This is a genomic window from Actinomadura sp. WMMB 499 (assembly GCF_008824145.1).
In the GTDB taxonomy this organism is placed as follows: domain Bacteria; phylum Actinomycetota; class Actinomycetes; order Streptosporangiales; family Streptosporangiaceae; genus Spirillospora.
Map to the genome: position 1 here is coordinate 7,971,900 of NZ_CP044407.1, position 24,302 is coordinate 7,996,201.

At 73.9% G+C, this 24,302-nt stretch carries 21 protein-coding genes and 2 riboswitches; of the genes, 12 read left to right on the plus strand and 9 right to left on the minus strand.

The window, feature by feature from the left end:
- Nucleotides 1-4: 4 nt before the first annotated feature.
- The 5 genes from F7P10_RS36285 to F7P10_RS36305 all read right to left on the minus strand — a co-directional run bounded on the left by F7P10_RS36285 (nt 5) and on the right by F7P10_RS36305 (nt 7,397).
- Nucleotides 5-1,402: a M48 family metallopeptidase gene (locus F7P10_RS36285; RefSeq protein ID WP_151016578.1), complete on the minus strand. Its 1,398-nt coding sequence runs from the start codon at nt 1,400-1,402 to the stop codon at nt 5-7.
- Entirely contained in the window at nt 1,399-2,697 is a 1,299-nt protein-coding gene (locus tag F7P10_RS36290) for a hypothetical protein (RefSeq protein WP_151016579.1), read from the minus strand. The genes F7P10_RS36285 and F7P10_RS36290 overlap by 4 nt, the downstream gene beginning before the upstream one ends.
- A gap of 91 nt (nt 2,698-2,788) precedes the next feature.
- On the minus strand, nt 2,789-3,721 hold the full coding sequence (locus tag F7P10_RS36295; protein WP_254716204.1) for a CHAP domain-containing protein: 933 nt from the start codon (nt 3,719-3,721) through the stop codon (nt 2,789-2,791).
- 11 nt (nt 3,722-3,732) lie between these two features.
- Nucleotides 3,733-3,890: riboswitch (cyclic di-AMP (ydaO/yuaA leader) on the minus strand.
- A gap of 216 nt (nt 3,891-4,106) precedes the next feature.
- A riboswitch (cyclic di-AMP (ydaO/yuaA leader) is annotated at nt 4,107-4,298 on the minus strand.
- A gap of 503 nt (nt 4,299-4,801) precedes the next feature.
- Nucleotides 4,802-5,845, minus strand: a complete 1,044-nt coding sequence (locus F7P10_RS36300; RefSeq protein WP_254716205.1) for a C40 family peptidase — start codon at nt 5,843-5,845, stop codon at nt 4,802-4,804.
- A 190-nt stretch (nt 5,846-6,035) separates the two neighbouring features.
- Nucleotides 6,036-7,397: an NYN domain-containing protein gene (locus tag F7P10_RS36305; protein ID WP_254716206.1), complete on the minus strand. Its 1,362-nt coding sequence runs from the start codon at nt 7,395-7,397 to the stop codon at nt 6,036-6,038.
- A 203-nt stretch (nt 7,398-7,600) separates the two neighbouring features.
- On the opposite strand from F7P10_RS36305, the gene F7P10_RS36310 reads away from it, so the two are divergent.
- The 3 genes from F7P10_RS36310 to F7P10_RS36320 all read left to right on the plus strand — a co-directional run bounded on the left by F7P10_RS36310 (nt 7,601) and on the right by F7P10_RS36320 (nt 10,641).
- Entirely contained in the window at nt 7,601-9,448 is a 1,848-nt protein-coding gene (locus F7P10_RS36310) for a DEDD exonuclease domain-containing protein (RefSeq protein WP_151016580.1), read from the plus strand.
- Between the two features lie 67 nt (nt 9,449-9,515).
- Complete coding sequence (locus tag F7P10_RS36315; protein ID WP_151016581.1) at nt 9,516-10,262, plus strand: rhomboid family intramembrane serine protease; 747 nt, start codon at nt 9,516-9,518, stop codon at nt 10,260-10,262.
- A gap of 91 nt (nt 10,263-10,353) precedes the next feature.
- Nucleotides 10,354-10,641, plus strand: a complete 288-nt coding sequence (locus F7P10_RS36320; protein WP_151016582.1) for an Lrp/AsnC family transcriptional regulator — start codon at nt 10,354-10,356, stop codon at nt 10,639-10,641.
- Between the two features lie 27 nt (nt 10,642-10,668).
- On the opposite strand, the gene trpD is transcribed toward F7P10_RS36320, so the two are convergent.
- On the minus strand, nt 10,669-11,718 hold the full coding sequence (trpD, locus tag F7P10_RS36325) for an anthranilate phosphoribosyltransferase (RefSeq protein ID WP_151016583.1): 1,050 nt from the start codon (nt 11,716-11,718) through the stop codon (nt 10,669-10,671).
- 100 nt (nt 11,719-11,818) lie between these two features.
- On the minus strand, nt 11,819-12,241 hold the full coding sequence (locus F7P10_RS36330) for a response regulator transcription factor (protein ID WP_151016584.1): 423 nt from the start codon (nt 12,239-12,241) through the stop codon (nt 11,819-11,821).
- Between the two features lie 264 nt (nt 12,242-12,505).
- Here F7P10_RS36330 and F7P10_RS36335 point away from each other — a divergent pair, with 264 nt between their 5' ends.
- The 6 genes from F7P10_RS36335 to F7P10_RS36360 all read left to right on the plus strand — a co-directional run bounded on the left by F7P10_RS36335 (nt 12,506) and on the right by F7P10_RS36360 (nt 18,931).
- Nucleotides 12,506-13,057 carry a heme-copper oxidase subunit III gene (locus tag F7P10_RS36335; RefSeq protein ID WP_368077499.1) on the plus strand — a complete coding sequence of 184 codons (552 nt, stop codon included), beginning with the start codon at nt 12,506-12,508 and terminating at the stop codon, nt 13,055-13,057.
- 46 nt (nt 13,058-13,103) lie between these two features.
- Entirely contained in the window at nt 13,104-14,018 is a 915-nt protein-coding gene (locus F7P10_RS36340) for a c-type cytochrome (RefSeq protein WP_151016586.1), read from the plus strand.
- Nucleotides 14,015-15,130, plus strand: a complete 1,116-nt coding sequence (locus F7P10_RS36345; protein WP_151016587.1) for a ubiquinol-cytochrome c reductase iron-sulfur subunit — start codon at nt 14,015-14,017, stop codon at nt 15,128-15,130. The genes F7P10_RS36340 and F7P10_RS36345 overlap by 4 nt, the downstream gene beginning before the upstream one ends.
- Nucleotides 15,127-16,776 carry a ubiquinol-cytochrome c reductase cytochrome b subunit gene (locus F7P10_RS36350; protein WP_151016588.1) on the plus strand — a complete coding sequence of 550 codons (1,650 nt, stop codon included), beginning with the start codon at nt 15,127-15,129 and terminating at the stop codon, nt 16,774-16,776. The genes F7P10_RS36345 and F7P10_RS36350 overlap by 4 nt, the downstream gene beginning before the upstream one ends.
- 124 nt (nt 16,777-16,900) lie before the next feature.
- Nucleotides 16,901-18,028, plus strand: a complete 1,128-nt coding sequence (locus tag F7P10_RS36355) for a glycosyltransferase family 4 protein (RefSeq protein WP_151016589.1) — start codon at nt 16,901-16,903, stop codon at nt 18,026-18,028.
- 96 nt (nt 18,029-18,124) lie between these two features.
- Nucleotides 18,125-18,931, plus strand: a complete 807-nt coding sequence (locus F7P10_RS36360; RefSeq protein WP_151016590.1) for a hypothetical protein — start codon at nt 18,125-18,127, stop codon at nt 18,929-18,931.
- A 4-nt stretch (nt 18,932-18,935) separates the two neighbouring features.
- On the opposite strand, the gene F7P10_RS36365 is transcribed toward F7P10_RS36360, so the two are convergent.
- Nucleotides 18,936-20,114, minus strand: a complete 1,179-nt coding sequence (locus F7P10_RS36365) for an MFS transporter (protein ID WP_151016591.1) — start codon at nt 20,112-20,114, stop codon at nt 18,936-18,938.
- A gap of 75 nt (nt 20,115-20,189) precedes the next feature.
- On the opposite strand from F7P10_RS36365, the gene F7P10_RS36370 reads away from it, so the two are divergent.
- A complete protein-coding gene (locus F7P10_RS36370; protein WP_151016592.1) occupies nt 20,190-20,780 on the plus strand; it encodes a TetR/AcrR family transcriptional regulator in 591 nt (196 codons plus the stop codon).
- 38 nt (nt 20,781-20,818) lie between these two features.
- Nucleotides 20,819-21,481 (plus strand): NAD(P)H-binding protein, encoded by a 663-nt coding sequence (locus tag F7P10_RS36375; RefSeq protein WP_151016593.1) that lies wholly within the window; start codon nt 20,819-20,821, stop codon nt 21,479-21,481.
- Nucleotides 21,482-21,557: 76 nt separating this feature from the next.
- Here the strand turns inward: F7P10_RS36375 and F7P10_RS36380 are convergent, their stop codons facing one another.
- Nucleotides 21,558-23,351, minus strand: coding sequence for a long-chain fatty acid--CoA ligase (locus F7P10_RS36380; protein WP_151016594.1), 1,794 nt, complete (start codon nt 23,349-23,351; stop codon nt 21,558-21,560).
- 207 nt (nt 23,352-23,558) lie between these two features.
- Here F7P10_RS36380 and F7P10_RS36385 point away from each other — a divergent pair, with 207 nt between their 5' ends.
- Nucleotides 23,559-24,272 (plus strand): copper homeostasis protein CutC, encoded by a 714-nt coding sequence (locus F7P10_RS36385; protein WP_151016595.1) that lies wholly within the window; start codon nt 23,559-23,561, stop codon nt 24,270-24,272.
- The last annotated feature ends 30 nt before the right edge of the window (nt 24,273-24,302 follow it).

Genomic DNA, 24,302 nt, shown 5'->3' on the forward strand with positions numbered 1-24,302 from the left:
GCGGTCAGCCGCCGGGACGCGGCGGCGGGACCCGGACGCCGTGCAGGCGCGCCCAGTCGCGCGCCATCGCGATCCGCTCCGGGCCCGCCGGATGCGTCATCCACAGGAACCGCTCGACGGGGTTCGGGCTCAGGTCGGAGATGTTGCGCACGGACAGCTCGCGCTGCATCGACACGAAGGTTTCCGGATCCCGCGTGAGGTCGAGCGCGTGGACGTCCGCGCGGGCCTCGATGCGGCGGCTGACGAGGTTCTGCACGGGCGCGCCGACCTGCATCGCGACCGCCACCAGCGCGAGCACGAGCGCGACCGACCGCGGATCCGCGGCGCCGCCGCGCGGGCCGTCGTGCGGGCCGCGCGAGTCGTCGTGGGGATCCGGGCCGGCGCCGTCCGCGGCCGCCGCGCCGCGCGGGACGACCCCCGCGCGGCGCAGCAGCCGCGGGGACGTCATCAGCGGGTACAGCAGGCACACGCCGCCCGCGACGGCGAGCGCCCCCATGAGCGTTCCCCACAGCACGTCCTGGCTGTCGGCGTGGCCGAGCTCGTGCCCGACGATCGACTCGACGTGCTCCGGCGGCGACTCCAGCAGCGTGTCGTACACGACGATCCGGTGCGTGGAGCCGAACCCGGACACGTAGGCGTTCAGCGAGGTCGTGCGGCGGGACGCGTCGGCGACCAGGACGTCCTCGACCGGCACCCCGTCGCGCTCGGCCATGGCCAGCAGCTCGGTGCGCAGCCGCCCCTCCGGCAGCGAGCGGAAGTCGTTGAAGACCGGCTCGACCACGACGGGGTAGGCGAACGACGCCGCGACCACGAGCGCGAAGCCGCCGGCGGCGGCGCCCGTCCACCAGTAGCGGGGGAAGCGGCGCACCACCGCGTACAGGAGCAGCAGCACGCCCCCGTAGACGGCCCACGTGAGCCCGAGGGACTTCAGCTCGTCCACGGACCACGCGGACCAGCTCTGGGTGGACAGCCCGTAGTCGCGCAGCACCGTCTCGCCCCAGACGTCGAACGGCAGCCCGGCGAGCCACAGCAGCGTCGTCACCGCGACCGTGGCCACCAGGACGCGCAGCCACCGGCGCGGCACCCGGGCGGTCGTGAACCGGACCAGCCGGGCGCCCAGCGGCGTCAGGCCGAGGACGAGGATCACCGCGAGCCCGGCGACCAGGCCCGCGTACGCGGGCGGGTTGATCGCGGAGTCGAAGGCCGCGCTGCGGGCGATCTCGGCGGCGGAGTAGTCCGCGGACGGGTCGGGCGGCGTGCGTCCGCCGCCGGGAACCGGGCCGGGCAGCGGGTTCCACGGGGTGGTGAGGGCCAGCACGGTGCCGACCCCGGCGAACAGCACGGCGGCGGCGACCGTGGCGGCGATCCGGGGGCGCCGCGACGGCCGGTCCTGCTCGCTCACGTGAGCTCCTTCTCCAGGTGGTCGCGCCACAGCGCGGTGAAGCGGGCCGGGGTGAGCCCCAGCGCGTCGCGCAGCGCGGTGGTCAGGGGGGTGCGCCCGGCGGCCCGGTAGAACCGGACGAGCGTCGCCTCACCGTACCGCTCCGCGATCATCCGGCAGGCGAGCCAGGCCTCCTGGTAGGCCTGCGACAGGCGCCGCGCGCCACCGGCGAAGGCGTCCGCCGCGGGCAGCCGCGCGGGCGGGCGGCCGGCGGCGACCTCGCGGCGCAGCTCGGCGGCGGCGGCGCGGACGTCGACGCCGGTGCCCCGGTAGCCGACGTAGTCGGCGAACCCCTCGATGAGCCACAGCGGGGTGGTGCCGTCGCGGGCGCCGCCGGTCGCGACGTGGGTCAGCTCGTGCGTGAGGACGACCCGGCGGCCGAGGTCGTTGAGGCGGCCGAAGGTGGCGGGGGAGACGACGACGCGGTCGCGGCCCGGTCCCTCCCCGGGGCCGGGGGTGACGGCGGCGAGGGCGGCGAACGACGCGACGTCCGTCCGGGAGTCGGCGAGGTCTCCGGCCAGTCCGGGGTCGGCGGGCGCCAGCAGCACCGCGCGGCGCGCCCAGCCGGTGCCGACGACGGCGGTGACGGCCGGCACCGCGGCGTCGAGCAGCGACGCGAGGTCGTCCAGGCCGGTCGTGTCGCCGACGACCAGGCACGCGCGGCCCCGCACGGCCGTGAGCGGCCCGGCGTCCCAGATCGCCCCGTCGTCGAAGAAGCCGTGCCCCGAGCCGTCGCCCGTCACGGCCCACGCGCCGGAGCGCGGCGCGAACGCCAGGTGCCGGACGCGCGCGGCGTCGCCGTCGTCGAACCCGCGGAACCGGTAGCGGGTCCGGACGCGGACGACGACCTCGTCCGCGTCCGCGTCCGCGGCGGGCCGGGGGTCCGCGAGTTCCTCGCGCCAGCCGCCGAGCGGGAGCCTGCGCAGGTTGTCGAAGCGGCGCGCCTCCGCGGCGCGGAACTCCGCGGGCGCGTCGGCGACGGTCGCGAGGAACGCGGCGCGGTCGCCGGAGCGGACCGCCGCGGCGCGGCGGGCGAGGACGGCCGCGGCGCGCGCGGGCTCGAACGGTCCGGCCGCCCGCGCCGCGCCCGCGGTCCGGCCGGGCTCGGAACCGGCCGCGCCGGTGCGGGCGTCCGGTACGTCGGGCAGGAGCCCCGCGCCGCCGGCCGCGAGCAAGACGGCCCCGCCCGCGCCGAGGGCGAGTGCCCTGCGGCGCGAGACGGGGCCGCGTGCGCCGGCGCCGGGGTCGTCCGTCATGGGCGCGATCCTATGCACCCGTGCGGTGTCGCCCGGCCACGGTCAGCCGGTCACGGGGTGCCGACGCGTCGGCACCGTCCTGCGGTGCTCGTCACGACTTCGCGTACTCGGGGTACCCGTAGCCGACGATGCTCGAGGTCGAGCGCTCCCGGACCCGGACGGCGCTGCTGGTGTTCCCCTCCACCGTCTTGACCGTGCCGTCGTCGATCTTCTCGATCACCATGCCGACGTGGTCGATGGCGTCGACGGAGTCGCTGCCGCCCCAGTCGAAGAAGACGATCGCGCCGGGCTCGGGCTCGGTGCCCCAGCGGCCCTGGTCCTTGAACCACTGCGCGTGGGTCACCGTGTAGGCGTCATGCCCGAACTGGTCGCCGGCCCCGATCTGGGAGCCGATCCAGGAGATGAACATGCTGCACCAGGCGGCGTCGCTGTAGCCCGCCAGGGAACCGCCGTCCCGGTCGACCGTCTTCTTGGAACGTTCCGATTCGACGTACCACTCGTTGAACTTCGTCTCGCCGCTCGCGTCCTCCTCGATGCCCACCTGCTTCTCCGCCAGCGCGATGGCGTCCTGCGCGGTGGGCTTGCTCTTCTTCTTCTCCGATCCGCCGTTCCCGGACCCGCCCTCCTCGGACGAGCCGGAGCCGGCCTTGCCGGAACCGTTGCCGGAATCGCCTCCTTCGGGTTCCCCGCCCTCGTCGGACGACGCGGAACCGCCGGGACCGGGGTCGCCGCCGTCCTGCACGACCGCGAACTCCGCCGTCGTCTTCGCGGTGCCGGCGTCGAACGGCAGGACCGACGCCTGCGCGGTGGCCGCGGCGGTGCCGAGGACGGCCGCGCCGACCACGACGCCGCCGGTGGTGCGCCACGAGAGGGGAACGGCGCTCCACGAGCGCGGGATCGTCCGCGCCGTCCGCGGAACCGCGCGCATCTGCTCCCGGGCGCCGCGCGGCGCGGCGGGGAGCGGGTCGGAAAGGGGGGACGGGCCCGGCTTGCGTCGCCTGGGGGCCCGGTGCTTGCCTGCCACGGGGTTATCTCCTTGGCTTCCATTCCGCCTACCGGGTTAGCTGACGGGTTCGGGCGTGGAAGCCGCCCTACGGCCTGGGGGCAGGCCGATTCACCCCGAGACAACAGAAGGTGGGTCCCCGGCTCCGCGGCGGCCGTGCGGGCGCGTGCGGACTCGGCGGTGACGCGCCCGGGGGGCGGGCGCGCCGATGCGGATGGTGAGCCTCCCGGGGGCGCGGTGGCCGCGGGGAGGCGGAGGGCGTGGCCGCTCGGTCGTCCGGCGACCACGCCCTCGTCGTGCCGTTTCGGCTAGATGGTCCCTACTCGCCCGTCAAAGGGCATGGCGGGACGCGTTGAGAATCGCCTCGCGACGAGATTTCTGAGGGGATGTCGGACAGAATTCACACTCCGTTTCTTCCAGACGCCTACCGGGTTAGCTGACGGGTTCGGGCGGGAAGTGGCCCTACGGCCGCCCGCTGGAGGTCTCCAGAGGACGGGCCGATTCACCCCGGCGCCGGAAATGCCCGTCCGGAACGGTCCGGACTCCAGCGCGAATGGGTCCCCGGCTCCGCGCGAGGCGGATTCGGCGTGCCGCTGCGACGAGCGGCGATGCTGTTGTGATGACGGCGGGCCCTGTCCAGGGGAACCGCTCGGGCCTGCCCGCCGGCCTCGTGGAACGCAGACGGCTCCATGCACGCCGCGCGTGCGCACGAGGAGGGGAGGCCGGGTCTCGGGAGGCGGGGCCTCGGCGAGACCTGCGCGGCACCGTCGCGGTGCCGCGGGCGGCGCGCGGGACGCGCCGCCGGGGGAGGCGGCACGTGGGGCGTGCCGCCGGAAGGGGGAGACGGCGCGTGGGGCGCGCCGCCCGTCGCACGACCACTGGATGTGCCGTGCGGGTCCGCGGTTCCTGAAGCGGTTCCGCGGGCCACGGCGTCTGGAGGGCGCCGTGAGTCAGGACAACGTACCAAAGGTTCAAGCGGAGGCAAATCCCCACTAAAACGACAACGGACCAGGTGAGACCTGGTCCGTCGTCTCCGGCTCCCGCTCCGGAACCTCGCTCGAGGCCCGCGTCGCGGGGGCGTCCTGGCACCCGGGGGGTGTGTCAGGGCCGCCCGGCGCCGTAGTAGTTGTTCAGGTAGTAACCCGAGGTGATGCTCACGACCTCGACGTTCTTGCCGGTGCGCGGCGCATGGATCATCTGGCCGTTGCCGGCGTACAGGCCGACGTGCCCGAGACTGTTGAAGAACACCAGGTCACCGGGCTGCAGGTTCTCCTTGGAGACCCGCTTCGTCGCCGCGTACTGCGAGTTCGTCGTGCGCGTGATGCTCACGCCCGCCGCCGCCCACGCCTTCATGGTGAGACCCGAGCAGTCGAAGGAGTTCGGGCCCTCCATGCCGTACCCGTACGGCTTGCCGAGCTGGGCGTAGGCGAAGTCGAGCGCCGCCCCGGCCGCGCCGCTGGCGGGACCGTTGTAGGTGCCGCCGACGCCGCCCGAACCGCCCGAGGAGGAGGTCGTCCCGCCGAGTTCGCGGACCAGCTTCTGCTGTTTGTCGATCTCCTTCTCGACCTTGTCCTTGTGCTTCTTGATCTCGTCGGACTTGGCCTTGACCTCCTCGTAGGCGGTCTTGGCCGCGGCCTGCTCGCGGCGGAGCCGCTGCGTGGTGGCGATGAACTGGGTGAGCTCGGAGCTGCGCTCGCGCGACAGCAGCGAGAAGACGGCCGACTGGTCGAGGATCGCCTGCGGGTCGTCGCTGCTGGTGAACGTCGCGAGGTTGGTCTCCTCGTCGCCGCCCTCCTTGTAGGCGTTGGCCGCCATCTGGGCGACGGTCCGGCGCTGCTCCTCGAACTTCGCCTGCTCTTCGGTCGCGCTCTTGTTCGCCGCCTTGTACTTCTTCTTGGCGATCTTGAGCTTCTCGCCGATCTGGTTGTACTTCTCGACGTACTGCTCGACCTTCTTGTTGAGCTCGTCGAGCTTCTCCTGCGCCTCCGCGGCCGTCGGCTGCGGATCGGCGTGCGCCGCCACCGGGGCGGACACCAGCGAGGTCGTCACGGCGAGACAGGCGGCGGCCGCCAGTCCGCGAAACGCGCCCGCCGTCCAGAGCCCGCCCCTGCGGCGCGTGGGCTCCCCGATGTGATCATTGGTCACGGTCGAAATCAGCCCCTCTCGTCGACGACACAATCAGCCGACGACATTAGCGAGGCCCCACAACCGTCACAACCGGTTCATCACTATTTGCTTGGCTTCCCAGCCGAACGCCCACAATTTGTCACGACAAGATCACAGATCGCTCGGACGTGCGGCCGCCGGAGGTGCTGAGCTGGGAGATTTCTCACCCTCAGGAACGGCCGAGCCGGCGCAGCAAAAGCGTCGACGGGCACGGCCGCGCATTGGCGCGCCGCGCGGCGTCGGCCACCTCGCGATCCGACGAGACCACCACCACCGCCCGTCCCGGCGGCTCCGCGCGCACCAGCTCGCCGATCAGCTCGTCGGCGGTCTGCCCAGGGCTGCTGAACTTCACCCGGACCGTCCGGGGGGCGGCCACCGCGACCGGTGCGTCCAGCTCCGCGCCGTCGAACACGCACGTCACCTCGGCGCGGGTCTGCGCCGCGAGCCCGCCGAGCCCCGACACCAGCCGGCTGCGCTGGTCGGCCAGCGGCAGCTCGCCGTACCCCGTCTTGGTGACGTTGTAGCCGTCCACGACGAGATGCACCTGCGGCAGCGTCAGCAGCCGGTCCAGCAGCTGCGGGTCGCTGTCCGACAGCGCCCGGCCCGGCAGCGTCCGGTGCGTCAGCGTGTCCGGCTCCATGCCCCCGACCGCGTCCGCGGGCCGCCCGATGGTGGACGGCAGCGCCAGCTCCCGGCGGACGCCCTGCGCCGCGTCCTGCAGCACGTCGAGCAGCATCCGCAACCGGACGTCGTCGACGTTGCGGCCCTCGCGCGCGGCGCGCTTGGCGGCCTCCGCCGCCGCCTCCGCCCGCTCGGTCCGCGACCGCAGCTTGCGCAGCTCCTTGTCGGACGCGGTCGCGCGTTCCCGCGCCGCCGACAGCTCCCGCTCGGCGTCCGCGGTCACCTCGGCGGCGTGCTCCTGCGCGGTGCGGGCCTTCACCCGCGCGTCGTGCAGCTTGCGGCGCAGCTCGGCGACCTCCGCTTTGGCGCCGCGCAGCTCCGCCCGCAGCTTGTCGACCTCGCCGGCGCGCGCCGTCCGCGCCGCGGCCAGCTCCTCCTTCAGCCCGGCGACGCGCCGCTCGGCGTCCTGCTCCTGCGACACCGTCGCGGACCGCTCCAGTTCCTCGCGCGCCGCCTCGACCAGCCCGGTCCACCCGGGCGGCCGCAGCAGGTACCCGAGCATCGCGACCCGCACCGGATCGGCGGCGGGCGGGACGTCGCCGCCCTCGACGGCCTCGGCCAGGTCGGGCTGCGCCGCGCGCAGCGGCCCGGCGACGCTCGTCCGGAACCCGGAGTCCTTCTCCAGCAGCGCCGCGATGTGCTGCCCGGCGAGCTTGGCGCGCTTGCGGCGCTCGAACCGCGCGAACCGGCGCAGCGGCATCGGAACCTCACCGGGCGGCAGTGTCCCGAGCAGGTCGGCGGCGGTCTCCACCACGCCGTGCCGCACCGCCTCGGGCAGCGGCCGCTCCAGCCGCTCTTCGGGCCCGCTGTCGATGATCCCGCTCCTTCCGGGGTTCCCGCCGGTGCGCACACCGGGAAGAAAGGTCTTCCCGGGCGTACCGTGCACTAACCGGCACCGAGCACCGGCACCGGCATGGCGGACGGAACGCGCCGAGCTGCTGCGCGCGGCCGTTCCCCCGGGCCCCGTCCGGCCGATCCTGCAACCCTAGCGGCACGGGCCCGCCCCGGTGGCGCCCTCCGTGACTGTCGGTGGCGTCCTCTACGGTCGCCGTCATGACGACTGCGCACGGGAACGATGTGCCGGACGTCGGGGTCCAGGGCACCCTGGACGACCTCGGCACCCCGCTGGCCGACGTCACGTTCGTCGTGGTCGACCTCGAGACCACCGGCGGCTCCGCAGCCGACTCGGCCATCACCGAGATCGGCGCCGTGAAGGTGCGCGGCGGCGAGGTGCTCGGCGAACTCGGCACGCTCGTCGACCCCGGCGGCCCCATCCCGCCGTTCATCACCGCCCTGACCGGCATCACCACCGCCATGGTGACGGCCGCGCCCCGGATGGACTCGGTGCTCCCGTCCTTCCTGGAGTTCGCCCGGGGCGCTGTCCTCGTCGCGCACAACGCCCCCTTCGACATTGGGTTCCTCAAGGCGGCGTGCGCCGAGCAGGGACGCGCCTGGCCCGCGTTCCCCGTCGTCGACACCGTCGACCTGGCGCGCCGCGTCCTCGGGCGGGACGAGGTCCCCAACTGCAAGCTGGGCACGCTCGCCCGCTTCTTCCGCACCGCCACCGAGCCGACGCACCGCGCGCTCGCCGACGCCCGCGCCACCGTCGAGGTCCTGCACGGGCTCATCGAGCGGCTCGGCTCGTTCGGCGTCACCTCGCTGGAGGACATGCGCGGCTTCGCCAAGGCGCCCACGCCCGAGCAGCGCCGCAAGCGCCACCTCGCCGACGGCGTGCCGAGCGCCCCCGGCGTGTACCTGTTCGAGGACGACGCCGGCGAGGTCCTCTACGTCGGCAAGAGCGGCGACCTGCGCTCCCGGGTGCGCAGCTACTTCACCGGCTCGGAGACCCGCCGCCGCGTCCGCGAGATGGTCGGCCTCGCCGAGCACGTCCGGACGATCCCCTGCGCCACCGGCCTGGAGGCCGAGGTCCGCGAGCTGCGGCTCATCGCCGAGCACAAGCCCCGCTACAACCGGCGCTCCAAGTTCCCCGAGCGGGCCATCTGGCTGAAGCTCACCGTCGAGCCGTTTCCCCGGCTGTCCATCGTCCGCGAGTGCCGCGACGACGGCGCCTGCTACCTCGGCCCCGTCTCCTCCCGGCACCGGGCCGAGGAGGCCCGCGCCGCGCTGCACGAGGCCGTCCCGCTGCGGCAGTGCACCCAGCGGCTCACCCTCCGCCTCATCGCGGACGGACGCGCCCGCACCTGCGCCCTCGCCGAGCTGGGCCGCTGCGGCGCCCCCTGCGAGGGGCGCGAGTCGGCCGCCGACTACGCCGCGCACGCCGACACCGCCCGCGCCGTCATGCGCGGCGACGTCCGTCCGGTGGTCGCCGCCGCGCAGGTCCGCATCGACCGGCTCGCCGCCGAACTGCGCTACGAGGAGGCCGCCGCGCAGCGCGACCGGCTGCACGCGTTCGTCCGCGCCGCCGCCCGCGGGCAGCGCCTCGCCGCGCTCGCCGGCCTGCCGGAGCTCGTCGCCGCCCTGCCCGCCTTCGACGGCGGCTGGGAGCTGGCGGTCGTCCGGTACGGCAGGCTCGCCGCCGCCGGGACCGTCCCGCCGCGCGCCCGCCCCCGCCCGTACGTCGACGCCCTCATCGCCACCGCCGAGACGGTCTTCCCGCCGTCCGGGGGCGCGCCCGGCGGCGTCGCCCTCGGCGCGCCGCCGTCCACCGGCGCCACCGCCGAGGAGATGGAGTGCGTGCTGCGCTGGCTCGACCGCCCCGGCGTCCGCCTCGTCGAGGTCGGCGGGACGTGGACGTGCCCGGCGCACGGCGCGGAGGGGCAGCGCGGGCGGCTCGACCGTGCCGTGAGCGAAAGGGTCGCCCGTGACCGGGCCTTCGGCGACCGGGCCCCCCGCCCCGCGCAGGCGCCGCGGCCCCGCGCGTCCCGCCGCCCCATGGGCTGATCCCGCTAAAGTGACGTGATCGTCCGCGCACCGCCGCACCATGCACCCCCGAGGGGATCGCCCGCACATGGCACTGCCGCTCTACGACAGCCAGCCCGCACGCCGCGTGCCCTGGGTGACGTACCTGCTGGTGGCGGCGAACGTCGTGGTGTTCCTGATCACGCCCATGTCGAACTTCGCGACCTGGTACGGCGAGGGCGCGGTCCGCGAGTGCAGCGCCGCGCACTTCAGCTACGAGTACGGCGCGGTGCCCAAGGAGCTGACGACGGGCGAGCGGCAGCCGCTGCCGACCGAGGTGCGGCACGAATGCGGCCCGTCCGACCACGGCAAGATCCCCTGGACGTCCGCGTTCACCTCGATGTTCGTCCACTCCGACGCGCTCCACCTGCTGGGCAACGTCGTCGCGCTGTTCGTCATCGGGATGGGGCTGGAGGACAGGCTCGGCCGATGGCGCTACCTCGCCGCCTACCTGCTGTTCGGGCTCGCGGCCGTCTACGGGTTCGCCTACACCTCGCCCGACTCCACGGTCCCGCTCATCGGCGCGTCCGGCGCCATCGCCGGGGTGATGGGCGCCTACGTGATCCTCAACCCGGGGGGCCGCGTCGTGACGTGGGTGGTGCCCTTCATCGTGCTCCGGCTGCCGGTGTGGGTCGTGCTCGGCTACTGGTTCGTCATGCAGTGGCTCTCGCTGGGGCAGGAGAGCAACGTCGCCTACGCCGCGCACATCTCCGGGTTCGTCGCCGGGGCGGTCTTCGCCGTCATCGCCCGCAGGGCCGGCCCCGGGCGCCGGTTCGCCGCGCTGAGCCGCGGCTGACGGCACCCCCGGCCGGCCGGTGCGAACGGTCCGTCCGGCGCGGGGACGCGTCCCGATAGAGTCGGGACGTCGTAGAACAGGGGAGGGTGCAGTGGTCACTGCGATCGTGTTCGTCAAGGCCGACGTCGCGCGCATCCACGAGGTGGCCGAGGCGATCGCCGCGCTGGACGGCGTCAGCGAGGTCTACTCCGTCACCGGGGACCACGACCTCATGGCGATGGTCCGGGTCCGCCGCCACGAGGAGCTGAACGACGTCATCCCCGGGCGGCTCAACAAGGTCCCCGGCATCGTCGGCACCGAGACGCACATCGCGTTCCGCACCTACTCCAAGCACGACATCGAGGCCGCGTTCGCCCTCGGCCTGCCCGACGCGGACTAGCCGCACCGCCCGCGGGCGGCCGGCGGATCAGCCGCGCACGCCCTGGGAGACCTCGATCCAGCGGTCGAGGAGTTCGTTCGCCGCACCCGAGTCGACGGCGCGCGCGGCCCGCTCGTACGCGGCGCCCAGCGCCGCGGTGAGGTCGCCGGCGGCCGGGGCGCCGGCATCGGCCGTCATCAGCGCGGCCGCGTTCAGCAGCACGATGTCCCGGACCGGGCCGGTCTTCCCCGCGAACAGGTCGCGCGCCACCCGCGCGTTGAAGGCCGGGTCGGCGCCGCGCAGGTCCTCGGGCGCGGCGGGCGGGATGCCGAGGTCGGACGGCGTGAACGTCGTCTCGGTCGCGGTGCCGTCGCGGACGACCCACACCGTCGAGGTGCCCGTGGTGGTCAGCTCGTCCAGGCCGTCGTCGCCGCGGAACACCAGCGACGAGCAGCCGCGCGCGGCGAACACGCCCGCGATGACGCCCGCCATCCGGGGGTGGAACACCCCGACGGCCTGGGCGGCGGGCCGCGCCGGGTTCGTCAGCGGGCCCAGGAAGTTGAACACCGTGGGGGTGCCGAGCTCGCTGCGCGTCCGCCCGGCGTACTTCAGCGCGGGGTGGAACCGGGGCGCGAAGCAGAACGTGATGCCGGTCTCCGCGGCGACCCGGGCGGTCGCCTCGGCGGACAGGTCGATGGCGACGCCGAGGTGCTCCAGCAGGTCGGCGGCGCCGCACGAGGACGACGCGGCCCGGTTGCCGTGCTTGACGACCGTGACGCCCGCCGCCGCCGCGACCACCGCCGCCATCGTGGACACGTTCACCGTGTGGGCGCGGTCGCCGCCCGTGCCGACCAGGTCGGCGATGGGGCCCGGCACGTGCACCGGCGTGGCGTTGTCCATCATGCCCTCGGCGAGCCCGGCGACCTCGGCGACCGTCTCGCCCTTGGCGCGCATCGCGACGGCGAAGCCCGCGATCTGCGCGTCCGTCGCCTCCCCGGCCATGATCGTGTTCATGGCCCAGGAGGTCTCCTCGCTCGTCAGCGACTCGCCGTCGAGCAGCGCGTTGAGCAGTGCGGGCCAGGTCGTGCGCGCGTCCATGTCTCCCCAAGGGTGCGGTCGGGTCGGCGGGGACGCGGGGGCGGCCGCCCGGCCGGGGTGCCGGGCCGGGGCTCCGCCCCGCCTCCCCGGCGAACTGGTGTTACAGGGCCGGAAGGCGGTTCTCGATGCGCCAGCGAAGCAGGCCGGCGAGCTCGTTCGCCAGGGCCATCGGGTCCAGCGGCAGGCTCACCACGGCGTCGGCGCGCGACCACGTCGCGAGCCAGCCGTCGTCCCGCCGGGCGATGACGGCCAGCACCGGAGGGCAGTCGAAGACCTCGTCCTTGGCCTGCCGGCACACGCCGAGCCCGCCCGCGGGCTGCGCCTCACCGTCCACGATGAGGGCGTCGATGCCGCCCTCGTCGAGCCGCCGGACCACGGCGGGCTGCGTCGCGCACTCGACGAACTCGACCCGCGGCACGTCGGCGGCGGGACGCCGCCCGATCGCCGTCCGGATCTGGGCGCGGGTGTTCGCGTCGTCGCTGTAGACGAGAACCTTCATCGGGCTCTCCGGGGCGGTGCTCATGTCGATGAAGGGTACCCGCTCGCGGCGGTGCGCACGAGATCCCGGGCACGTTTTCGGCGGTCGGGCGGCCTCTCCTCCGGCGGCGGGGCGGCCTCCTCGAACACGCCCGGGAACTCTAGGAGGGGGGTCATGCGTCACTCACGGGATAGGGACGCAATAATGCTGCCCGTGACAGCATCCGCGATAGAGACAACACCTCACGCACGGGCGAACCGTCCCAATCTGGTCAGCGTGGGGACGATCGTCTGGCTGTCGTCCGAGCTGATGTTCTTCGCGGCGCTGTTCGCGATGTTCTTCACGATCCGCTCCGTGACGATCGGCCAGTCCGGGTCGGACGCCTGGCCGGGCGCCCACCTGAACCTGCCGCTCTCCGCGGTCAACACCACCATCCTGGTGCTCTCCTCGGTGACCTGCCAGATGGGCGTGTTCAAGGCGGAGGCCGGGAAGGTCGGGCGCGACGGCGGCCTCCTGAACTTCCGGCGCTGGGGACTGCGCGAGTGGTACGTCCTCTCGTTCCTCATGGGCGCCTACTTCGTCGCCGGCCAGGCGTACGAGTACTACGCCCTCGTCACGCACGAGGGGCTGACGCTCTCGTCCTCCGCCTACGGGTCGGTCTTCTACCTGACCACCGGCTTCCACGGGTTGCACGTCACCGGCGGCCTCATCGCCTTCCTGTTCGTCCTCGGACGGACGTACGCGGCGAAGAGATGGACGCACGAGCAGGCCACCAGCGCGATCGTCGTGTCCTACTACTGGCACTTCGTCGACGTGGTGTGGATCGGCCTGTTCGCGGCCATCTACCTGCTCGACCTGTGACGACCCGACTGACCTACCAGACGACATGACCCGAACGGGGATTTCCGTGAAAAGGTTCACCGCATGGCGACGGCGCCCCTGGGCGGGCTACGCCGTCGTGCTGGCGGCCCTGGCGGCGATCGGCGTCATCTACGCCGGCTTCTCGCCGCAGACCGAGCGCGCCCAGGCGGCGGCGGGCCAGGCCCAGACCGCCGAGGACATCGAGCATGGCAAGCAGCTGTTCGACAAGAACTGCGCCAGCTGCCACGGGCTCAACGGCGAGGGCACCAAGGACGCCGAGGGCAACTGGATCGCTCCCAGCCTCATCGGTGTCGGCGCCGCGTCCGTCGACTTCCAGGTCAGCACGGGCCGCATGCCCGCGATGAACCCTGGGGCGCAGGTCCCGCGCAAGGACCCGATCCCCGTGTTCGACACGGACATCGAGACGGACTACGAGGACCCGAAGGAGCGCGCGGAGGCCGAGAAGCAGAAGGCGGAGGCGGAGGACAACCTCCACGACCTGATCGCCTACGTCGACTCCCTGGGCGGTGGCCCGGCGATCCCGCCGGAGTCGGTGACCGACCCCGAGGGCGGTGACGCCGCGCTCGGCGGGAAGCTGTTCCGCACCAACTGCGCCCAGTGCCACAACTTCACCGGCCAGGGCGGCGCCCTGACCGGCGGGAAGTACGCGCCGCCGCTGTCCACCAGCGACGTCACCCCGACGCAGATCTACGAGGCCATGCTGACCGGCCCGCAGGCGATGCCGGTGTTCAACGACACCACGATCACGCCCAAGGAGAAGCAGGCCATCATCGCCTACCTCGTGGAGACCCGCGAGGAACCGAACCCCGGCGGCTGGGGACTCGGCCGCATGGGCCCGGTGAGCGAGGGCCTGGCCGGCTGGCTGTTCGGCATCGGATTCCTGGTGCTGGCGGCCATGTGGATCACCGCGAAGAAGCCGAAGAAGCTGAAGAAGTCATGAGCGACGACAACAAGGAGAACGCGGGCCCCACGGGGCCGCGCGAGGAAGGCGAGCCGCGCGAACGCGTGATCGGCACGCCCTCCCCGGCGAGGGACAAGGCGCTCCTCGCCGAGGACGACGTCTCCGCGCCCGCGGGCAGCGGGGAGCAGCTGGACGAGGAGTCGGCCAAGCGCGCCGAGCGGATCGTCGCGCTGCTGTTCCTGCTCGCGTTCGCGGCGAGCGTCGCCTTCATCGCCTACTACATCGGCTGGAGCGGACGCGACGGCGGGATGCACGGCATCCACCGCGCGCAGGAGTCCAACCTCTGGCTGGGCGGCACGATGGCCGCCGCCTTCCTGCTGATGGCGGCCGGCGTCACCATCTGGATCCGCCGGCTGATGACCAGCAAGCCGATCACGCAGGAACGGCACGACCTGGCCAGTGACGCCGAGACCCGGGCGGCGCTCAGCAAGGACGTCCTGGAGGGCGCCGAGGACAGCGGCCTCACCAAGCGGCCGCTGCTGCGCCGGACGCTGCTGCTGGCCGCGGCCCCGCTGGGCCTGGCCCCGCTGGTGCTGCTGCGCGACCTCGGCCCGCTGCCGGAGAAGCGGCTGCGCCACACGCACTGGGCCAAGGCGGTCGAGAAGGCCAAGTCCGAGGGCAAGAAGGGCGTCCGCCTGGTGGTGGACGGCACCCACAAGCCGCTCCGGGTCAGCGACTTCGCGACCCCCGGCTCGATGATCACGGTGCTGCCCGAGCACATGGAGGAGGACGTCCCCGAGCACGACGTCCTCACCGAGATGGCCAAGGCCGTGACCATCCTGATCAACGTGCCGGAGGGCCAGTTCAAGCCCGCCGAGGGCCGGGAGAACTGGCACGTCAACGGGATCGTGGCCTACTCCAAGGTCTGCACGCACGTCGGCTGCCCCGCGGCCCTGTACGAGCAGACCACGCACCACATCCTGTGCCCGTGCCACCAGTCGACCTTCGACGCGACCGACGCCGCCAAGGTGATCTTCGGTCCGGCGGCGCGGCCGCTGCCGCAGCTGCCGCTGAGCGTCGAGGACGGCTACATCATCGCGACGAGCGACTACCGCGAGCCCGTCGGCCCGAGCTTCTGGGAGCGAGGATGAGCGACACGACGGCTCCGAAGGCGATCGAGGGCTCGCTGGGCTTCATCGACGAGCGCCTGGGATCGACGAGCTTCCTCAAGCGCAACGTCAAGAAGGTCTTCCCGGACCACTGGTCGTTCATGCTGGGCGAGATCGCGCTGTACTCGTTCATCATCCTGCTGCTGACGGGGACGTTCCTGACGCTCTGGTTCAAGCCGAGCATGATGGAGGTCGTCTACCACGGCTCGTACGACCAGCTCAACGGCGTCAAGATGTCCGAGGCGTACGCCTCGACGCTGCACATCAGCTTCGACGTCCGCGGCGGCCTGCTCATGCGGCAGATCCACCACTGGGCCGCGCTCCTGTTCATGGCGTCGATCCTGGCGCACATGCTGCGGGTGTTCTTCACCGGCGCGTACCGCAAGCCGCGCGAGCTGAACTGGCTGATCGGCATCGGCATGTTCATCCTGGGCATGCTCGAGGGCCTGTTCGGCTACTCGCTGCCGGACGACCTGCTGTCCGGCACCGGCCTGCGGATCACCCAGGGCGTCCTCGAGGCGATCCCGGTGGTCGGCACCTACGGGTACATGTTCCTGTTCGGCGGCGAGTTCCCGGGCACCGACATCGTCTCGCGGATGTACATGCTGCACATCCTGCTGATCCCGGGCATCATCCTGGCGCTGGTCACGGCGCACATGATGATCATGTGGCATCAGAAGCACACCGCGATGCCGGTCAAGAACCAGAGCGAGAAGCAGGTCTACGGCTACCCGTTCTACCCGGTCTTCATGGCCAAGACGGGCGCCTACTTCCTCTTCGTGTTCGGCCTTCTGGCCCTGATGGGGGCGTTCTTCCAGATCAACCCGATCTGGCTGTTCGGGCCGTACGATCCGGGGGCCATCTCCGCCGGATCGCAGCCCGACTGGTACATGGGCGTCCTGGAAGGCTCGCTGCGGCTCATGCCCGGGTGGGAGACCACCCTCTGGGGCCACACGGTCAGCTGGAACGTGTTGATCCCGGCGGCGGTGCCGCTCGGCATCGTCTTCGGTGGCGCGATGGCCTGGCCGTTCCTCGAGCAGTGGGTGACCGGCGACCGGCGCCAGCACCACGTCAACGACCGTCCGCGCAACGCCCCGGTCCGCACCGGGATCGGCATGGCGGCCGTCACCTTCTACGGGCTGATGTGGCTCGCCGGCGCCAACGACGTCATCGCGGAGAAGTTCCACGTCTCGCTGTTCGCCACGACGTGGTTCTTCCGAGTGACGATCTTCGTCGGGCCGGTGCTCGCGTACATCATCACGAAGCGGATCTGCCTCGGTCTGCAGCGCAAGGACGCCGACGTGGTCGGGCACGGCGTGGAGAGCGGCATCATCACGATGTCGCCCGACGGCAAGTACGCCGAGCGGCACGAGCCCGCCAAGGAGGACGAGCGCGTCAAGCTCCTCGCGAAGGAGACCGCCCGTCCGGTGGCCCCGACGAAGGACGCGCAGGGCATCCCGGCGCCGGCCGCCAAGGGCCCGATCGGGCACCTGCGCGCCCGGCTCAACCGGGCCTGGCACTTCGACGACATCCCCGTCGAGGAGCACGGCCACGAGGAGAACGGGCACGGCGAGAACGGGCACGCGGAACTCGAGGAGTCCAAGGGCTCCAAGGAGATCCGCGGCTGACCGCCGCCGACGTCGCACCGTCATGACCGCGGGGCCCGCCACCGGACGACCGGTGGCGGGCCCCGCGCCGTTTCCGGACGTCCGGTGACGTGCCCGCCCCCGGCGCTCCATATCCTGGGCGGCGATGACCAAGACCCTCGTCGTGACCAATGACTTCCCGCCCCGTCCCGGTGGCATCCAGGCGTTCGTGCACGCCCTGGCGCTGCGCCGCCCGCCCGGCTCGGTGGTGGTGTACGCCCCGGCCTGGGAGGGCGCCGCGCGCTTCGACGCGGCGCAGCCGTTCCCGGTCGTCCGCCATCCCGGTTCGCTGATGCTGCCGGTGCCCGGCGTGCTGCGGCGCGCGGCGGACGTGCTGCGCGCCGAGGGGTGCGACTCGGTGGTGTTCGGCGCGGCGGCCCCGCTCGGGCTGCTCGGCCCGGCGCTGCGCCGGAGCGGTGCGCGGCGGCTGGTCGGGATCACGCACGGGCACGAGGCCGGCTGGGCCGCGCTGCCCGTCGCGCGGTCGCTGCTCGGCCGGATCGGCGACGGCGTCGACGTCCTCACCTACCTGGGCGAGTACACGCGCGCACGGATGGCGCGGGCGCTCAGCCCGGCCGCGGCGGCGCGGATGGCGCGGCTCGCGCCCGGGGTGGACGAGAAGGCGTTCCGGGCCGGTGCGGGCGGCGCGGACGTCCGCGCGCGGTACGGCCTCGCGGACCGTCCGGTGGCGGTGTGCGTGTCGCGGCTGGTGCCGCGCAAGGGGCAGGACGCCCTGATCCACGCGTGGCCGCGGGTGCTGCGCAGGGTTCCGGACGCGGCGCTGCTGCTCGTGGGCGGCGGCCCGTACCGCGCCGACCTGGAGCGGCTCGCGGAGTCGGCCGGGGTGTCGCGGTCGGTGGTGTTCACCGGGAGCGTCCCGTGGGAGGAGCTGCCGGCCCACTTCGACGCCGGGGACGTGTTCGCGATGCCCTGCCGCACCCGGCGCCGCGGACTGGACGTCGAAGGGCTCGGGATCGTCTACCTGGAGGCGTCGGCGACCGGGCTGCCGGTCGTCGCGGGGGACTCGGGCGGCGCGCCCGACGCCGTCCTGGAGGGCGAGACGGGCGCGGTGGTGCCGGGCCGGTCGGTCGCGCGGGTCGCCGCCGCGGTGGCGGACCTGCTGGCGGACCCCGCGCGGGCCCGCGCGATGGGCGAGGCGGGCCGGGCGTGGGTCGAGCGGGAGTGGCGCTGGGAGATCCAGGCGGCGCGGCTGGGGGCCCTGCTGGAGGGCTGACGGGCGGGCCGGCGGGCGCCGCCGGTTCCGGCCGGGCCGGAAATGGCGCCCCGGCGCTCGTACCGCGGCAGGTCCCCGGGTGACAGGATGCCAGCTATGGAGAACGCGCACGTCGAGGACGCATGGGTCCGGGTTCCGGGGGCGGCCGCCCGGTGGCTGGAGGAGCTCGATCCCGAGCACGGGTACAGCGGGTTCCAGCCGCCGAGCCGTCCCGACGCGGCGTGGATCCTCCACGCGATGTACGCGTGGGAGGAGGGGCTCGTCACCACGACCTACGACGACCTCCACAAGTCGATGGCGGAGGCGGGGCTGACCCGGCGGCCGCGGCTGCCGGAACCGGTGGGCGACGTCAGCGAGCTGCTGGCGGGCTCGGTCGTCACCGGCACCGCCCTCGGCCGCACCGGCCATCCGGGGCGGGGCTGGCGGCGGCTGCGGTGGCGCGAGCTGGCGCGGGGGTCCGGCGAGCCCGCCGTCCCGGACGGGCGGTTGCCGGGGAGCCGGTGCCTGCGGCAGGCGCATCCGGCGGGCAGCTGGTCGGCGGCGATCCGGCCGCCCGCCGAGGGGTGCCTGGACCGGGAGGGCTGGCAGCGGCTGATCGGAGTCCTGCTGCGGTGCGTCCCGTCGGGCGCCGACACCCGCTGCCTGGCGTACTACTGCCCGCTCGTGACGAACGAGTGGGAGGAGGACACCGTGCTCGTCGGGCGGCTCGGCGACGCGGACGCGCTGTACGACCACCCGTCCATGCAGAGCTGCCCGTCGAACCTGTGGCCGGAGGACCGGTCCTGGATCGTGTACTGCGACTGGGACCTGTGGGGGACGAAGTTCGCGGGACCGTCCGCCCTGGTCGACGCGGTGCTGGCCGATCCGGAGCTGGAGAGCCTCCGGCTGCCCTGGACGGGGTGAGCGGTCAGGTCCGCTCGCGCCCGGTGCCGGCGACCAGCAGGGCACCGGCGGCGAGCAGCGCGGCGAGGACGAGGCCGAGCGCGCGCAGCCCCTGGCCCGTCAGCGCGGCGGCGAGCTGCGGCCCGAGGCTGGCGCCGGCGAACAGCAGAGTGCTGTGCAGCGAGACGGCCGGTGCGCGGGCGGCGCCCGCCCGTGCGACGACGATGTCGATGAGGCCGGGGGCCGCGACGGCGGTGCCCGCGGTGACGACCATCAGCAGCAGCGCGAGCCCGAGGGTGCCCGGTTCCAGGAGGCCGACGAGGGCGACCCCGGCGGCGGCCGCGGCGAGTGCCCCGGCCGCCCGGGCCGGGCCGGGGATCCGGGCGAGCCGGGTGGTGAGGAACGGGACGGCGAGGATGACGGGCAGCGCGCTCGCGCGCAGCGCCAGCAGCCCGGTGGTGCCGGTGAGCTCCAGTCCGGTGTAGATCGCGACGAAGGGGCCGAGGACGACGGGGACGGCCAGGAACAGCGGCACCAGGTTCGGGGCGGCCAGCAACCGGAACATCATCCGGTAGGCGGTGAGGGGCGAGGCCCCGCCGGACGGGCCGTCCGGCAGCAGCACGCGCGCGAGCGCGACGGCGGCGGCGGCGAACGCGACCGCGCCGGCGAGGAAGAACGAGCGCCAGCCGAGCACCGCGGCGAGGCCCTGCGCGGCGAGCTGGCCGATGACGGCGGCGGCGAGGAACCCGGTGGTCATCGCGGTGACGGTGACGAGCCTGCGGTGCGGCGCGACCCGCTCGCCGATGTAGGCCATCGCGACGGGCGGGAACGCGCCGATGGTGACGCCCTGCGCGATGCGCAGCATGATCGCGGCCTCGGGGGACGGCGCGGCGGCGACGAGCGCGGTGGTGACGGCGGTGGCCGCGACGCCGCCGACCATGACGCGGCGGCGGCCGAGCCGGTCCGACAGCGGGCCGAACAGCAGGAACCCGGCGGCGTACCCGAAGCCGAAGACGCTGACGAGCCAGGTGAGGGACGCGGGGTCGGCGTGCCAGCCGGACGCGGCGCGGCCGAGCAGCGGGATCATCCCGTACAGCTGGCTCGTGGCCAGCAGGGCGGTGGCGGCGAGCACGGCCACGGTGGGTCCGAACGGAGCGTGGGCCGGAGCCGCGGGGGAGGGGGAGCGGAGCTCTGTGCGGAACATGACCCGGAACGGTAGCCAACCAACCAGTTGGATGTCAACCAACCGGTTGGTGGTTCACTCCGGTAGGATGCCGCCATGCCGAAGAACCCCGCGACCACCACCCGGGATGCACTGCTCGCCGCTGCCCGCGAGGAGTTCGCCGCGCACGGGATCGCCGGCGCCCGCGTCGACCGCATCGCCGCCCGCGCGGGCGTCAACAAGGAGCGGATCTACGGCTACTTCGGCAACAAGGAGAAGCTGTTCGACGCCGTCATCAAGGACGCGCTCGACGAGTTCGCCGCGGCCAACCACGTGCTGGCGGACGACCCGGTCGCGTACGTGGGCGCGGCCTTCGACCATTACCGGCAGCATCCCGAGCTGCTGCGGCTGCTGATGTGGGAGGCGCTGCACGAACGGTCCGAACCGCTGCCCGACCAGTACTGGCGGGCCGAGCGCTGCGGCGAGAAGGTCACCTCGCTCGCGGCGCGGCTGGGGGAGGAGCCGTCCCCCGAGGTCGGCCGTACCGTGCTCAGCCTGCTCGGGCTGGCCATGATGCCGCTCGCGATGTCACAGCTCGCCGACCTGCTCGGCGCGGGCACGGACTCGCCGGAGTCGGCCGCGGCGATGCGCGAGCACGTCGTGCGCTTCGCGCGGGCGGCGCTGGAGAACCGGCCGTCCGCGACCTGACCGGCCACCGCGCGGACCGGCCGCCGTAGGATCGCGGCATGGACGTAGTGATCGCGGGCGGGCACGGGCAGATCGCGTTGCGGCTGTCCCGGCTGCTCGCCGCACGGGGGGACACGGTCCGGGGCATCATCCGCAACCCGGACCACACCGACGACCTGCGGGCGGCCGGGGCGGAGCCGGTCGTGCTGAACCTGGAGTCGGCGACCGCGGACGCGGTGGCGGGCCCGCTCGCCGGCGCGGACGCCGTCGTGTTCGCCGCCGGGGCCGGGCCCGGCAGCGGGGCGGCGCGCAAGGACACCGTCGACCGGGCCGCCGCGGTGCTCGCGGCGGACGCGGCGGAGCGGGCCGGGGTCCGCGACTTCCTGCAGGTGTCGGCGATGGGCGCGGGCGCGCCGACCGACGCGTCCCGCGGCGAGGTGTGGGCCGCCTACGTGCGGGCGAAGGGGGAGGCGGAGGACGACCTGCGCGCGCGGGACGCCCTCGACTGGCTGATCCTGCGCCCGGGCCGCCTCACCGACGACCCGGGCACCGGGCGCGTCCGCCTGGCGGAGCCGCCGATCGGGCACGACGCGGTCACCCGCGACGACGTCGCCGCCGTGCTGGTGGCGCTGCTCGACGAGCCGGGCGTGCGGCGCCGCACGCTGGACCTGCTGAACGGCGGGACGCCGATCGCCGAGGCCGTCGCAGGCCTGCGCGCCTAGCGCCCCGTGCGCCCTACCGCACCGTCCTGACCCGCACGGAAGCCGTGCGGGTCAGGACGGTGCGGGACAGAGCGGGTCAGGAGGTGTAGAGGGCGTCGATCTCGCCGGAGAAGTCTTTCATCACCACGTTGCGCTTGACCTTGAGGCTCGGGGTGAGGTGCCCGGCCTCCTCGGTGAAGTCCACGCCGAGCACGACGTGCTTCTTGATCGCCTCGGCGTGGCTGACCGACTTGTTGGCCTCGGCGACCGCGGACTCGATCTCCGCGGTGAGGTCGGGGTCGCGGCGCAGCTCGTCCACGGTCATGGCGGCGGGCTTGCCGTGCCGCTCCTTCCAGGGGCCGAGCGCCTCCTCGTCCAGCGTCACCAGCGCGCTGATGAACTTGCGGCCGTCGCCGACGACCAGGCACTGGCTGATCAGCGGGTGGGCGCGCAGCCGGTCCTCCAGCGGGGCGGGCGCCACGTTCTTGCCCGCGGCGGTGACCAGGATCTCCTTCTTCCGGCCGGTGATCTTCAGGAAGCCGTCGTCGTCGAGGGAGCCGAGGTCGCCGGTGCGGAGCCAGCCGTCCTCCAGGGACTCCCTGGTCGCGTCCTCGTTGTTCCAGTAGCCGCGCATGATGTTGACGCCGCGGAAGAGGACCTCGCCGTCCTCGGCGATGCGCACGTCCACGCCCGGGATCGGCTGCCCCACGGTCCCGATCTTGATCGCGCCGGGCCTGTTCACCGCCGCCGGGGCGGTGGTCTCGGTGAGGCCGTACCCCTCCAGGATCGTGATGCCGACGCCGCGGAAGAAGTGGCCGAGCCGCTCACCGAGGGCGGCGCCGCCGGAGACCGCGTACTGCACCCGCCCGCCGACGGCCGCCCGCAGCTTGCCGTAGACGAGCACGTTGAACACCGCGTGCTTGGCCTTCAGCCCGGCTCCGGGGCGGCCGCCGTCGTCCAGCGCGCGGCTGTAGGCGATCGCGGTGTCGGCCGCCGCCTTGAAGATCTTGCCCTTGCCGCCGGCGATGGCCTTCTGCTCCGCGCCGTTGTAGACCTTCTCGAACACGCGCGGGACGGCCAGCAGGAACGTCGGCCGGAACGAGGCGAGATCGGGCAGCAGGTTCGGGATGTCGCTGTGCCCGAGGACGATCCCGCCCTCGATGCTCGCGACCTCGATCAGCCGCGCGAACACGTGCGCGAGCGGGAGGAACAGCAGCGTCGCGCTGCCGTCCACGGCCACCTCGGAGATCGCGCCCTGGACGGCGTTGCGGGCGGTCAGCACCAGGTTCCCGTGGGTGATCTCGCAGCCCTTCGGGCGTCCGGTGGTGCCGGAGGTGTAGACGAGCGTGGCGACGTCGGCCGCGCCGCGGGCCCGGCGGCGCTCGGCCGCCGCGTCGTCGCCGACGTCCTTGCCCAGCTCGGTGACCTCGGTGACGGCGCCCGCGTCGATGCCCCAGACGTGCGCGAGGTCCGGGAGCGCGCCCCGGATCCCCTCGATCGCCTCCAGGTGCGCGGCCGTCTCGGCGAACACGGCGCGGGCGCCGGAGTCGCCGAGGATCCACTCGACCTGCTCGGCGGAGGACGTCTCGTAGACCGGCACGGCGACCGCGCCCGCCGCCCAGATCGCGTAGTCCAGGAGGGTCCACTCGTACCGCGTCCGCGACATCAGGCCGACGCGGTCGCCGGGCTCGATCCCGGCCGCGATCAGGCCCTTGGCGACACCGGTCACCTCGGCGGCGAACTCTCCCGCGGTCACCGCGCTCCACGCCTCGCCGCGCTTGCGGCGCAGCACGATGGTCCCGGGGGACTCGGCCGCCCGGTCGAACGGCGCGTCGGTCAGGTTGGCGGAGTCGGGGACCTCCACCATCGCGGGGACGCTGAACTCGCGCACGGCCTGCTCCTCGATCGATCCTCGGCGTGACGGGGAAACCGTCCGGCTTCTCCGGAACGGCATGATACCCACGGGTAGCAAAGGTGCTCGCCCGGTGCGCACGCGCACCGGTCAACGGAGGGCAAAGAGCGCGGCCGTTCCGTGGCGGCGCGGCCCCGTTCCTCTACCCTGGGTCGCGTCCCACACGAACCGGGCCGGGGGAGCCGCATGTCGCTGCTCGAAGTGATCGCGCTGACCGCCGCCGACGCGCGCGCCGCGCGGGAGGGCGGGGCCGACCGGCTCGAGGTCGTCGCCGACATGGCCGCCGACGGCCTGACGCCCGACCCCGACGTGCTCGCCGCGATCCGGGCCGCCACCGACCTCCCGCTGCGCGTCATGCTGCGCGCCAACGCCGGGTTCCGCACCACCGGCGCCGAGCTGGACCGGCTCCGGCACGCCGCCGCCGGGCTCGCCGAGGCGGGCGCGGACGGCTTCGTGCTCGGCTTCCTCGACTCGTTCGGCCACGTCGACACCGCCGCGACCGGCAAGCTCGCCGCGGTCGCCGCGCCGCTGCCCTGGACGTTCCACCGCGCCCTCGACCACGCCGCCGACCCCGCGCAGGCGTGGCGGGCCGTCCGCGGCCTTCCCGCCGCCGCCGAGGGCGGCGGGCTCGACACCGTCCTGACCGCCGGTTCCGCGCGCGGCGTCGACGCGGGCGTGGACGTCCTGGTCCGGCGGGCCACCGAGGGCCCCGGCGCGGCCGGGATGATCATGGCGGGCGGCGGGCTGCGCCGCAAGCACGTCGCGGTGCTGGCGGCCGCGGGCGTCACGTCGTTCCACGTCGGCACCGCCGTCCGTCCCGACGGCTCCTGGGACGCCCCGGTCGACCCCGCGCTGGTCGCCGAGTGGCGCTCGCTCGTCTCCGCGGCCGCCGGCGGCTGACGCCGAGCCGCCGGCGGCCGACGCCGGAGC

Coding starts and splice junctions, on each gene's coding strand:
- F7P10_RS36335 (WP_368077499.1), top strand. CDS start 12,506: ATGTTCTTCGCGGCGCTGTTCGCGATGTTCTTCACGATCCGCTCCGTG.
- F7P10_RS36315 (WP_151016581.1), top strand. CDS start 9,516: ATGGCACTGCCGCTCTACGACAGCCAGCCCGCACGCCGCGTGCCCTGG.
- F7P10_RS36370 (WP_151016592.1), top strand. CDS start 20,190: ATGCCGAAGAACCCCGCGACCACCACCCGGGATGCACTGCTCGCCGCT.
- F7P10_RS36360 (WP_151016590.1), top strand. CDS start 18,125: ATGGAGAACGCGCACGTCGAGGACGCATGGGTCCGGGTTCCGGGGGCG.
- F7P10_RS36345 (WP_151016587.1), top strand. CDS start 14,015: ATGAGCGACGACAACAAGGAGAACGCGGGCCCCACGGGGCCGCGCGAG.
- F7P10_RS36290 (WP_151016579.1), bottom strand. CDS start 2,697: ATGACGGACGACCCCGGCGCCGGCGCACGCGGCCCCGTCTCGCGCCGC.
- F7P10_RS36385 (WP_151016595.1), top strand. CDS start 23,559: ATGTCGCTGCTCGAAGTGATCGCGCTGACCGCCGCCGACGCGCGCGCC.
- trpD (WP_151016583.1), bottom strand. CDS start 11,718: ATGGACGCGCGCACGACCTGGCCCGCACTGCTCAACGCGCTGCTCGAC.
- F7P10_RS36330 (WP_151016584.1), bottom strand. CDS start 12,241: ATGAGCACCGCCCCGGAGAGCCCGATGAAGGTTCTCGTCTACAGCGAC.
- F7P10_RS36365 (WP_151016591.1), bottom strand. CDS start 20,114: ATGTTCCGCACAGAGCTCCGCTCCCCCTCCCCCGCGGCTCCGGCCCAC.
- F7P10_RS36375 (WP_151016593.1), top strand. CDS start 20,819: ATGGACGTAGTGATCGCGGGCGGGCACGGGCAGATCGCGTTGCGGCTG.
- F7P10_RS36350 (WP_151016588.1), top strand. CDS start 15,127: ATGAGCGACACGACGGCTCCGAAGGCGATCGAGGGCTCGCTGGGCTTC.
- F7P10_RS36310 (WP_151016580.1), top strand. CDS start 7,601: ATGACGACTGCGCACGGGAACGATGTGCCGGACGTCGGGGTCCAGGGC.
- F7P10_RS36355 (WP_151016589.1), top strand. CDS start 16,901: ATGACCAAGACCCTCGTCGTGACCAATGACTTCCCGCCCCGTCCCGGT.